At 37.5% G+C, this 12405-nt stretch carries 6 protein-coding genes; 1 reads left to right on the top strand and 5 read right to left on the bottom strand.

The features are described from left to right. Positions 1–17: 17 nt before the first annotated feature. The 5 genes from ACOVQ4_RS09130 to ACOVQ4_RS09110 form a co-directional block, all read right to left on the bottom strand. Positions 18–929, bottom strand: a complete 912-nt coding sequence (locus ACOVQ4_RS09130) for a helix-turn-helix domain-containing protein (RefSeq protein WP_421820345.1) — start codon at positions 927–929, stop codon at positions 18–20. Positions 930–1170: 241 nt separating this feature from the next. Then, positions 1171–3453, bottom strand: coding sequence for an NADP-dependent malic enzyme (locus ACOVQ4_RS09125; RefSeq protein ID WP_421820344.1), 2283 nt, complete (start codon positions 3451–3453; stop codon positions 1171–1173). A gap of 310 nt (positions 3454–3763) precedes the next feature. Further along, complete coding sequence (locus ACOVQ4_RS09120) at positions 3764–4927, bottom strand: replication initiation protein (RefSeq protein ID WP_421820343.1); 1164 nt, start codon at positions 4925–4927, stop codon at positions 3764–3766. Between the two features lie 982 nt (positions 4928–5909). Then, complete coding sequence (locus ACOVQ4_RS09115) at positions 5910–6881, bottom strand: hypothetical protein (RefSeq protein ID WP_421820342.1); 972 nt, start codon at positions 6879–6881, stop codon at positions 5910–5912. A 14-nt stretch (positions 6882–6895) separates the two neighbouring features. After that, positions 6896–7855, bottom strand: coding sequence for an AAA family ATPase (locus tag ACOVQ4_RS09110; protein ID WP_421820341.1), 960 nt, complete (start codon positions 7853–7855; stop codon positions 6896–6898). 352 nt (positions 7856–8207) lie between these two features. On the opposite strand from ACOVQ4_RS09110, the gene ACOVQ4_RS09105 reads away from it, so the two are divergent. After that, entirely contained in the window at positions 8208–12284 is a 4077-nt protein-coding gene (locus ACOVQ4_RS09105) for a hybrid sensor histidine kinase/response regulator transcription factor (protein ID WP_421820340.1), read from the top strand. The last annotated feature ends 121 nt before the right edge of the window (positions 12285–12405 follow it).

The following is a 12405-nucleotide window of genomic DNA, read 5'->3' as shown; positions in this document are numbered from 1 at the left end:
TTTCAATCCGAAAAAAATTACAACAATGACTGTCTAAATTCTTTGGGAGAGAGTCCTATTTTATTTTTGAAAAAGCGACTAAAATCGCTAGGATTAGTTTCTGAAAATTTGAAAGCAATTTCACTAATTGACAAACTCGTTTGCCTAAGCAATACCTTAGCTTCTAGAATTATCATATCGGCTAGAAGCTCTTGAGAAGTTTTGCCTATTGTGGCTTTTACGCATTTATTGAGATGATCGGGTGTAATCGCCAGCATTGAAGCGTATTCCGAAACCTTATTAGTTTGGTAGATATATTGAGACAAAAGGTCTTTATAGCGCTCTGTAACACGCAAAGCGGCGTTTTTGGAGGCTATCTTTGTACTTTTTTTGATTACGCTCAACTCATTGAATAAGGCCAAAAGGTAAGCGGCTATCAACTGGGTATGAAAGCTTTTATTGGAAAGATACTCTGCTTGGAGGCGATCTAAAATGCTGATGATTGGAGGAAGCATCTCCTCTGCCACTTCGATAATGGGATCTTCGGCAAAATGCCAAAAAGTAAAATCATCTTCGAATGGACTGTGAGGAAATAATTTATTAAAAATCTCTGAATCAAAATGACAAAAATACCCTTGTGCATCTTCACTCATAAATTCATGTGTGGAAATTTGATAGGCAGGTAAGAAGAAAAAAGTATTTTTCCCAAACTCATATTTGTGCAAGCCTTTACTTCTTACAGAATTCCCTTCGGTCAATAAAATAAAATCAAATACCGTTTTGCGGTGTGGTTGCAATGGAAACTTTATTTTGGCACGTACTTCTTCGATTCTGTTGATGTGAAAAAGATGGTGAAAATCAGTCACATTCATTTTCCACTCTGTCCCAAAATGATGAAGATTTAGCTCCCTTGGTGACATAGGAGCTAATTTTTGTTGATTCTCTTGCATAGTTTTCAGGTTTGTGAGTTTAGGCAAAGTAAAACTTATCTTCAGAATAACAGGGATAAAACATGTGGATGATTTATCCCTGTTAAGTTAGCACGCAAAATAAAATTTAATTTTTCAGCTTTGGGCATTCGGCAAAAATATATTTATTGTTACTAAAAAACATTTTAACACGCTTTGCCTTGTGCCTGTTGCCTAAAACAAAAAACTTAAATCTCATTCTGCACGATTACTTATTTCTTGTTTACCTTTGATTTATTTGCGCATCAACTACCGCAATAGCCACCATATTAACAATTTCACGTGTGGTCGAGCCTAATTGTAACAGGTGAATGGGCTTGTCGAGTCCTAACAATACTGGGCCTATTTTCTCAATATTAGCAATTTCTTTTACTAAGTTATATGCAATATTTGAAGCCGACAAATTGGGGAATACCAAGACATTAGCGCCCCCATCAACCAAATCACAAAACGGATGATTTTCTTTTAATAAATCCAAATTAAATGGCAAGTGTGCTTGCATTTCGCCATCTACAATCATCTCTGGATTACGTTCTTTCAAGATACCCAATGCCTTACGCATTTTGATGGCATCGTCGCCATCGGCACTGCCAAAGTTTGAATAAGTCAGTAAAGCAATTCGAGGTTTGATATTGAATTTTTCTACTTCTTTGGCTGCAAGTTCGGCTATCTCTACAATTTCCTCTGCACTCGGATTAAAGTTTACAGAAGTATCAGTCAAAAATAAAGGGCCAAAACGGCTCATCAAGATGTACATACCCGATACTTTCTTGACTCCTTTTTGACGGCCAATCGTCTGCAACGCTGGGCGAATCGTATCTGGATAATTCCGTGACATTCCCCCAACCATGGCATCGGCTTCGCCCGTTTCGACCATCATACAACCAAAGTAATTACGGCGGCGAATCACTTCCTGTGCTTCTGTCTTGTTGAAGCCCTTACGTTTACGTTTATTAAAAAATAATTCGCTGAATTTTTGTAAGCGTGCTTGTTCGGCGTCTGTTTGTGGCTGATGCGAGCTGATAATCTCGATTCCTTCCAAATTCAACTGGTTTTCAAGCGCCAACTGCTGTATTTTTTCGATACTTCCCAACAAAATTGGAATGGCAATACCTTCTTCTTTTACTTGCTGAGCTGCTTTCAGAACGGTTAAGTTTTCAGCATCAGCCAATACTACTCGTTTAGGGTCTGTTTTGGCTTTGTTGATGATAACTCTAGTCAGGGTATTATCCAAGCCTAGTCGCTTTGATAAATGGGTCTCATAAGCTTCCCAATCGGTAATAGGGCTTTTGGCAACGCCTGTATCCATAGCAGCTTTGGCTACGGCAGGCGCCACGGTGGTCAATAAGCGAGGGTCTACGGGTTTGGGGATGATATATTCACGACCAAAAACGATATTGTCTTTACCGTAAGCCATATTTACCACATCAGGAACAGGCTTTTTGGCCAGATCAGCTAAGGCTCTTACGGCTGCCAATTTCATTTCTTCGTTGATTACTTTTGAACGAACATCCAAAGCACCTCGGAAGATATACGGGAAACCTAGTACGTTATTGACTTGGTTGGGGTAATCGCTACGACCTGTCGCAAAAATCAAATCGGTTCGAGTAGACGTTGCATCTTCGTAGCTAATTTCGGGCGTTGGATTGGCCATTGCAAAAACTACACAGTCGGCACCCATACTTGCCAGCATTTCTTTCTTCAAAGTATTGCCTCTTGAAAGACCAATGAAGACGTCGGCGCCTACTAAGGCATCAGCTAAGGTAGTCGATGCTGGAGCGGTACCATTGGCAAACTCCTGTTTTTTACCGTCCAAATTATCACGATCTGGATGAATCAGACCCTTTGAGTCGAACATAAAAATATGCTCTTTCAGAGCGCCTAAGCTATGATACAGGCGTGTACAAGAAATTGCCGAAGCACCAGCTCCATTTACAATGATTTTTACTTTGGCGATGTCTTTTCCTACTAATTCCAAAGCATTTATTAGCGCAGCAGCACTAATAATGGCAGTGCCGTGCTGGTCGTCATGCATTACTGGAATATTGAGTTCTGCTTTGAGTCTTTCCTCAATTTCGAAACAAGCAGGAGCTGAAATATCTTCTAAATTAACTCCTCCAAAAGTAGGTTCAAGGATTTTTACAGTTCTCACAAACTCATCAACATCCTTGGTGTCGAGTTCTATATCAAAAACATCGATGTCTGCATAAATTTTGAACAAAAGCCCCTTTCCTTCCATGACGGGTTTTCCAGCCACAGCACCAATATCACCAAGCCCAAGTACAGCTGTACCATTTGAAATTACCGCAACGAGGTTTCCTTTTGCGGTATATTTGTAGGCATCTTCAGGGTCGGAGGCGATTGCCAAACAGGGTTCGGCTACACCGGGCGAATAGGCTAAAGTTAAGTCATGCTGCGTAGCGGTTTCTTTGGAAGGAATCACTTCGATTTTGCCAGGTCTTCCTTTAGCGTGGTAGTTAAGAGCTTCTTCTTTTAGGTTTTTCATTATAATAAGACTTCTATTGGTTATAGTGCAACAAAATAAATAGTATTTTTTTAAGACAAATTAGCACAAAACTGCATATAATATGCAAAATCAGAGCTTTTTTACACTATTTTCAATAAAAAACTTTAAATATCATTCCGCAATCTGTCTTTCATCAGATAATCATGTATTCATCTTGAAAAAGTTATATTATTGCCTTATTGGTTGCCTGCTCATGTTGTTTGAAGTATAATCAAAAAAGCCTTTCGCATTCCTGCAAAAGGCTTCATTTGGCGTCTTGGTTCATCACGTAATAACGGTTTGGCTTGGTCTATTCCTTTATCAGCAACTCTACACCGTTTTGTCGGGTGTATCTAAAGCCACTTTGCAATAGGTTTTCAAGAAAATCATCGAAGGTATCAAACTCGGTCATACCTCGTTTTTTCATCAAATCAAATCCTTCTCTCTGCTCTTCAAGTTTTAGAATTGTTGTTGCTTCTTTGGTGGTAGGTACAGTTTTGGCATTTGGCTGTTTGTATATTTTGGAGTTTTTCAATTCAAGATACTCTTTCAAGAGCTGCTGTTTGACAATGGCCACATAAATAGCTCCAGAAAGGGACTTAATATTGCCTCTATCTTTCTTTTTGCTTAGCTCATTGATGACATACAAAATGTAATCGTCATCAATCACTCCTGATTTGAGCAAATCGCTAATTTCTTGCATTGAGTTGAGGCTAATGCCATTTTCAGAAAGTTTACTCTGAATAGCCACAGGCAAGATAATATCTTCATCCAAGCGCAGAATCATTTGTCGGTCAATCGCAAATTCTACATATTTTACGGCTCTACCGTCTTTGATTTCTTTGAATGAAAAAGACATATCTGTACTAGCCAACTCTTTTTGTGAAACCAATAATACCCATCTTTTGAAATCATAAAAATTGGGATACTGATTTTCAATCCCAAGTATGCTTCTCAGTTCCTGAACTTCGATGGTGAGATTATTAGCACTATAGGCAGTGGATTTGAGCAACCAATAAATTCGATAAGAATAATAGCTTCTAAGCTGTAAAAGAACTTTAATTTCGGCTACTGTAAAATTTCCTTTCAACTGTAGTAGATAGGGTTTCACAAAATGGTTGAGCTGTGCTACAATGAAGCCTGAGCCGTCTTTGTATCGGCAGGTGGCCATAAGTGGATCACTGATGATTTCGTGCTTGCCGTTATTGTCGACTGTTTCGATTGTTATAACCTTACTAGAAAGCTTAATAACGGCCTCTTTGACTTCGATATAAGACTTCCCTCCATCTACATTGGCACATACTTCAGCAATGGGAATGCGGCACAAGGCAAATTCGGTATCGCCTTTATTGATTCTTGCCAACAATGCCACAAATAGTCGAGTTTCCATCAAGGACATGTTAAATCGTGCCTTGACCAACTCATTATGTTGAGCAACAGTGCTATCAGATTCGGTTAAACTTAATTTCTTCACAGCTTTCATAAATCAAAAATAAATGATTTGCGAGATTGCTCAAAATATTCTCGTAAATATCATTAGACGGGGTTTTCCTCGTAATTAGAAATGCCTGTAAATGCCGTTTTACATAAAAATAGTTTTCCTCCATTTATTATAGAAATCGTATAATAATGTAACTACAGAGACCTTCAGAATTTAATTTTGACGGGGTTTTTCTCGTAGTTGACGGGGTTTTTCTCGTAGTGACGGGGTTTTTCTCGTAGTTGACGGGGTTTTTCTCGTAGTTAACGGGGTTTTTCTCGTAGTTGACGGGGTTTTTCTCGTAGTTAGACGGGGTTTTTCTCGTAATTAGACGGGGTTTTTCTCGTAATTGGTACTTTATAAATAATTGAAAATCAGGTAGTTACGAAATTAAAATTTCTATATAATAAGTAATATAGAAATAGCTACTAATTAGTTTGTTTTAAAATTTTTTAAAAATTTTTGAATTTTTTATGTCCGCGACGGGGTTTTTCTCGTAGTTAATTCTAGAAAAAAGTAATTTCAAGACAAAGTCTTGAAATTACTTTGAGCACCTCAACTTTTTTTGATTTGGCGCTGCGCATGGTAAAATTTTTTGGCATGAAGCCAAAAAATACAAATCTTATTTCTGAAAAAATGATGAAATCATTTTTTCAGAAATTTAGACGGCTCATAAAGTATTGCCTTAGTACCTGGTTCGAGACGTAGTCTTGAACCAGGGTTTTGGGGATAGATAAAACACACGAGCTTCTTAGGTTTTTGGGATAGCTTATGCTTCAGGAGAGATATTGTATGGCGTTTAGGCTGGGGCACAGGCATTAGTACTGGATAATGCGATGTTGAGAAAGCCAGCCATGAGGGTTAGCGATTGAGGATTGGCAAAAAGTTTGAGACGCAAGCATTGCGTCTCTACTCGAAGAATCTATATTTTAAGATAATCACTCAATCGATCAATTTGGGATGACTCAGCATTTTATTACATCGAGGTTATGGTATTAAGAAATTCCTCAAAGGCCTCTTTCAGTTTTTGGATATTGGCTTTATCCATTTTCTTAGTTTTACATGCCTTGAGAAGGTGTTTGTTTAAATTTTCGTATTGGAGCTCTAGGCGGCTTTTTTCGGGTATGGCCGACTCATTTGCTTGCTCTGGGGTTATTAATTGATTATAGGCCAAAAGAAGCCCATCTACGCTGGTGATTGGATGGGTAATGTCGGTAGCTTTTCCAAGTTTCTGGATTTTAGATTTTTCAACTTTTACTTTTCCATTCAGAATTTCTTTTCGAAAAGTAGGTGCTAGTTTTTCTAATCCTTTGGCAAATTCAGCATCTCTTCGAATGGTTTTTTCGTCCACATTAAAATATTCACCAAGCTCCTGAGCTGTTGTTTTTTTAGTATTTTCTGCCAAATGGACATTTTGCCCATTAGGCAAAATATCTTTATCGAGTGGGCTCCCTTTGAGGTTATCGGCCAGTTCTTTTTTCTCAGAATTATATCGTAAACCTCTCAAATACGACGCCTGTTGAGGAGTAATATTACGACGACTCAACTGAAAGTCAATCATAAAATCTCTTACATCTTTGAGTGATTCAAAGTTGTCGATTTGGATATTGAAAGAGATACCCAGCTCAGTACATAATTTGTATCGATTGTGACCATCAATCAACACGTAAATCTCTTCATCTGGCTCTTCGATCTTACCGATAGCATGCTTGGATGTTCGCCAAATTTTGAGAGGGTCTTTACATCCATGTTTGATAAGATTATCTTTTAAGGCCAAATATTCAGATTCTAATAATGGCGGGATAAGGTCTCTGAGCTCATCAAGAATTACAATATTTTTCTTGATAGTTTCGGTCGAGCTAAAACTATTAATGGTATTTGGTTTTAAGGTTTGAAGCAGGGCTTGGCTATTGGCAGCCATTTTTTCAGCTAAAGATTTTTTTGCCATAAAGAGAGAGGATATTAATTACGACTAAACAAAGATTGTAAAAACTCATCGGCCAAACTCTGATAGGAGGTAGCTGCTTCAGAACTTTTATTGAACGCACTAATCGTAAGATGTTCAACCATGGCTTTTTGAAAATCAATTAAGTGTTTGATTTCGGTATCAAAGACGCGAAGCCCTGAGAATTGATTTCTCATAAGCTCTTTATACTCGCGGTGGATACTATTATTTTTGACCATCGTAAATACAATACCATCGAGTTCGAGAGAGGGATTTAGTAAGGCCCTTACCTCCGAAATTCTCTCTAGTAATACTACCAATCCCTTGTAGGCCAATTGCTCGGGCAACGTGGTAATCAGACAGCCATTAGAAGCCTGCATGGCCGTAACTGTCAGAATATTGAGAGAGGGAGGGCAGTCGATCAACACAAAGTCATAGTCTTTTGCGATTTTATGGATTGCTACACGCAGGCGCAACTCACCACCAATTTTGTTTGATAGCTCTTTTTCGGCCGTACTGAGCTCGATATCGCTCGGGGCAATATCAAGATTAGGTAACACATTTTGGATGGCCAGAGGCACATCTAGGTTGAGTAGCGAATGATACACCTGTGTTTCTCCGACTGTCACATTTAGCACTTCGCTAAGACTGCCTTGTGGGTCAATATCAATCAATAGTACTTTGAAACCTTTGTTGGCCAATGCTTCGCCCAAATAAGCTGTAGTGGTGGTTTTGCCGACTCCGCCTTTGTGATTAATGATTGAAATAACCCTCGCTTTTTCAAATGCTTCGGGATTAAAGCCATATTTTGTAACTACAGGATATAAATCTGTTAGGTGCTTTTCATTCAAGTTTCTTGAACCATTAAGAACAGCCGAAAGTGTATTTTTGGGTAAAGAAGCTTCTCTTTCGAGGGTTGCGATTGAAAGAGCAGAGCGTCGTTTCAAAAACTTTAAAAGTGTTTCTTGTGTGAGCATTGCTTGATAGTTTTGTATAGGGCTAAGTTAATAGGTTTGTTTATTTTTTTAAACAAAAAAACTATAAATGTTTGAAAAATCAAACAAGTCATGTTGAAGATACTTAACTTTTGATAGGATAAGTTATTGTGCAAACTTAGATTTAAGTTTTGTATTGAAGGCATAAGGCAACAGGCACAAGGCAAAGAGTGTTCAATTGTTTCTTAGTAACAATAGATAGGTTTTTGCCGAATGACTATAGTCTCAGGCGCAGGATTACTCGCTATTTTTAATCATAAATGTAAAAGTAGAATACCCCAACAACCTTCTTTTAGCTTAGAAAATAGGATTTTGTATAAAACCTTTTTGACTTATGAAGAGAACTACTATCTTAATTATACTACTATGGTGTTATCACAGCTTTGCTCAGCATTCTATTTATAATTTTACTTCCTACACAACAAAAAATGGCTTAGCATCTAATACAACTTATGCCATTCATAAAGATCGTGATGGTTTTATGTGGTTTGGTACCGACGACGGTCTGACAAAGTTTGATGGACAAAACTTTAAGGTATTTCGTCACAAAGATGCTGATCCTACAAGTATTGGTAGAGGTTCGGTAGCTGCCATAACTGAAGATATTCAGGGGAATTTATGGGTAGGTATTTGTACAACACTTTCTTTATATGACCGCAGCCAAAATCGATTTACGAATATCGATTTTACTCCCTATGGTTGGATTAGGAGCTTGTGTACCGACAGAATGGGAAATTTGTGGGTAGGTACATACACAGGCTTGTACTATTTGAATACTAGAACAAAGCGTATTAGTGCTTATCGAAAAAATGAAAAGGATGCCAATGCTTTGTTGTCTGATGTAATTTTGTGCTTGTTTGAGGACTCAAAAAAACGAATTTGGGTGGGCACCAATGCAGGACTACACCGACTAAAAGAAGACAGAAAAGGTTTTATTAGATTTGAACATAACCCTAAAAATCCTACTAGTATTTCGAGTAGTATTGTTCGTTCGATTGCTGAAGGAACTAATGGTGAATTTTGGTTTGGTACCGATGAAGGATTGAATCTAATGCAAGAAGAAAATCGTTTTATGAGTTATCAATATCAATCTAATAACCCTAATTCACTCAGCAATAATAAAATCTATAAAGTTATTTTTGATAGGGACGGAATGTTGTGGGTTGGTACCGACGACGGCGCTAATGTTTTTGATACTCACACCAAAAAAGCCTTCAGAATAACAAATACAATTGCTAAGAATCAGTATTATCAAAACGACTTTATAGGTCACTCGGTACGCGAAATTTATATCGATTCCAATGGACTTTACTGGCTCAGCACCTTACAAGGGGGAATCAATAAGTACGACGCTAATCTGGCATTTTTTAATCACAAATCTTACAATCCATTCGATGCACGTGGCTTGAGTGCAAGGTCTGTGACTTCTTTTGCCCAAATGCCCAACGGAAAAATCTATATCGGTACCGATGGGGGAGGGCTTAATCAGTATGACAAAAAATCAGGGTTTATCGAACATGTTTTGCCTAATAAATTAATTCCTAGTAAAATTATTGGGGCATTGGAAGTTGTTGGTAATAAGCTCGTTGTGGGAACTTACGGCGACGGAATGTATATTTTGGACACCGAAAATAATCAAGTCAAATATATCAAAATAAAGGCTAATCAGGGGGCAGATGTTCCCGTAAACTGCCTAAAAGTAGATAAACAAGGTAATATCTGGATTGGTACCAACGGAGAAGGTGTATTTATTTATGAAACTTCTACTAATACATTACGTTCTATCAAAGACCTCTATCATCTTTCCTCCAAAGTGTATAACTTCTTGACCAATGGTTATACCACAGCATTAGAAGAAGATACCCAAGGAAATATGTGGATTGGAACCAATGGTGCTGGGTGTGCGATTTACAACTTTAAAAGTCATAAAATCGAAATTCTTAATCATGCAACAAGCAACCTAGCTCTTGATCGAATCCTGAGTATTTATTGTGACTCACAAGGCAAAGTTTGGATGGGTGTGTTTGGGGTTGGTTTATGCACTTTTGATTTTCAAAAAAGAAAATTTATCCAGTATGGCGAAGCTCAATTACTGTCGAATGATTTGGTATACAAAATCTTAGAAGATGAGGAAAACAACCTTTGGGTAAGTACCAACCAAGGAATAAGCAAGTTTGACCCAAGAAAAAAGACCTTCAAAAATTACAACTACCACAATGGTGTTCAGCAAAGTACCTTCAATATGGGAGCTGGCATCAAAACACAATCTGGCGAAATCTATTTTGGGGGGCTCGATGGCTTTAATTATTTCAGACCTTCCACGTTGAATATTAATAATAAAACTCCTCAATTAATTCTTACTGATTTAAAGATTGGTAACAAAAGTATTATCCCTAGCGAAAATGCCGAGATTAATAAACCCATTTCAATAGCCGATAAGATTACGCTGAGCTACAAACAAAATTTTTCACTTGATTTTGTAGCACTCAACTATACCTCTCCCCAAGAAAGTCAATATGCTTATATGCTTGAAGGTTTTGATAAAGAGTGGAACAAAGCGGGCTCGGTTACCAACGCCGTGTATACCAACCTAGACCCTGGAAAATACCTTTTTCGCCTAAAAGCACAAAGTGAAGATGGCTCGTGGCAAACGCCTGAAAGGGTTGTAGAAGTAAATGTATTGCCACCACTTTGGAAAACCCCTATTGCCTATTTTATCTATTTTTACCTTGTATTTTTTATCTTATGGTATCTGAGAAATAGAGGAATCAAAAAGTTGAAAAGTGAGTTTGAACGTGAAAAGGAACGTACTGAAAATGAACGTAAAATTGAGCTGGAAAAACTCAAAATTAAGTTTTTGACCAACCTAAGCCATGAGCTTAAAACTCCTCTAACCCTTGTGCTCAATCCTGTGGAGAGTTTATTGAATAATGAAAAAAGTGATAAAAAAATCCAAACGCTCAATCTTGTCAACCGCAATGCCAAGCGCTTGCTAAATTTAGTGAATCAACTCCTTGATTTTAGAAGTATTGAGGATAAAGAGCTCCAATTGCATCTTTCACAGGGTGATTTGATAGAGGTTGCGAAGGATATTTTTGAATCTTTTCAATACTTATCAGAAACAAAACATATTCAATTTGATTTTGAGAGTGCTGTCCAAACTTATTATTGCGCTTTTGATAAAGACAAAGTAGAACGGATATTAATGAACCTGCTATCGAATGCAATAAAGTTTACCAAAGCTCAGGGAAGCGTATATTTTCATATCGAAATGCCAGAAAATCAATCAGGTATTAAACTAATTGTTGGCGATACAGGCTCTGGTTTTTCTAGGGATATGTACGAAAAGATTTTTGATAGATTTTTTCAAATTCCGACCGACGACGCTACGCTCAACCAAGGGAGTGGCATCGGTTTATCTATTTCAAAAGAGTTTATCAAACTACATGGTGGCACCATACAGGTAGAAAGTGAGGAAGGAATGGGAAGTATTTTTACGGTATTTTTACCATTGAAAAATCAAGAAAGTTTTACTAAAAATCCCATTCAGATACCAACAGAAGTTCAGGAATATCCTACCGAAATATTGGCAGTAGATACACAAGAAACGAGTGTCGAAAAATCAGAGAAACCTATAATTTTGGTGATTGACGACAATGAGGATATTAGGTATTATTTAAAAGAAAATTTAGCCCATAAGTACAAGATTGTCGAAGCGTCTGATGGGAAGCAAGGATGGCAAAAAGCACTGTCGGCTCATCCTATGCTCATTGTCAGCGATGTGAATATGCCAAATATGGATGGTTTGTCGCTATTAGACAAAATACGAAATGATAGCCGAACAAAACATATTCCAGTAATTTTATTAACGGTTTTATCCGAAGAAGAACAACAAGCCAAAGGCTTATCTTTTGGAGCAAATGATTATTTGGTAAAACCATTTAGCTTTAATTTATTGGATATTAAAATTGGTAATTTACTCAAAATCAATCAAACCTTCAAAGAAACTTATAGCAAACAAATCAACGTTCAAACGCCTGTACTTGAAGTGGAGTCGCAAGACGAAAAGTTTTTGTTGGAGGTTGCACGTCATATAGAGGAGAATATTCTTCAGACAAGTTTAACAGTAGAGGATGTCAGCAAAATGGTGAATATGAGTAGAAGTACTTTTTACAACAAAATTTTAGCCTTAACAGGAGAAACGCCCGTCGAGTATATCAGGTCGATGCGATTGAAAAAGGCGGCTTATTTATTAGAAAAAAGTGACTTGAAAATTGCAGATATTAGTTTTGAAGTGGGCTTTTCGAACACCAATTATTTTGCCCGAGCATTCCGAAATAAATATCAAATGACTCCATCAGATTATATCAAACTCAAACGCCATAAAACTGTGCTCACAGTGGCCGAATAGTTTTTTTTGATTATTTGGTAAAAGCTCCAAGGGGTATTTGTCCCAAGCCCGAATATTAGTGCTTTGTTTATATAGCGCTAATATTTGGGCTTTTTTGTTAACAAAAAACATTTCGTACAAA

It is taken from the genome of Flectobacillus sp. (assembly GCF_049240685.1).
Classification (GTDB): domain Bacteria; phylum Bacteroidota; class Bacteroidia; order Cytophagales; family Spirosomataceae; genus Flectobacillus.
This window is presented reverse-complemented; position numbering and strand designations above follow the sequence as displayed.

Bases quoted from the DNA above. Each gene is read 5' to 3' on its own strand.
- ACOVQ4_RS09130 (WP_421820345.1), bottom strand. From the start codon at position 929: ATGCAAGAGAATCAACAAAAATTAGCTCCTATGTCACCAAGGGAGCTA.
- ACOVQ4_RS09125 (WP_421820344.1), bottom strand. From the start codon at position 3,453: ATGAAAAACCTAAAAGAAGAAGCTCTTAACTACCACGCTAAAGGAAGA.
- ACOVQ4_RS09115 (WP_421820342.1), bottom strand. From the start codon at position 6,881: ATGGCAAAAAAATCTTTAGCTGAAAAAATGGCTGCCAATAGCCAAGCC.
- ACOVQ4_RS09110 (WP_421820341.1), bottom strand. From the start codon at position 7,855: ATGCTCACACAAGAAACACTTTTAAAGTTTTTGAAACGACGCTCTGCT.
- ACOVQ4_RS09105 (WP_421820340.1), top strand. From the start codon at position 8,208: ATGAAGAGAACTACTATCTTAATTATACTACTATGGTGTTATCACAGC.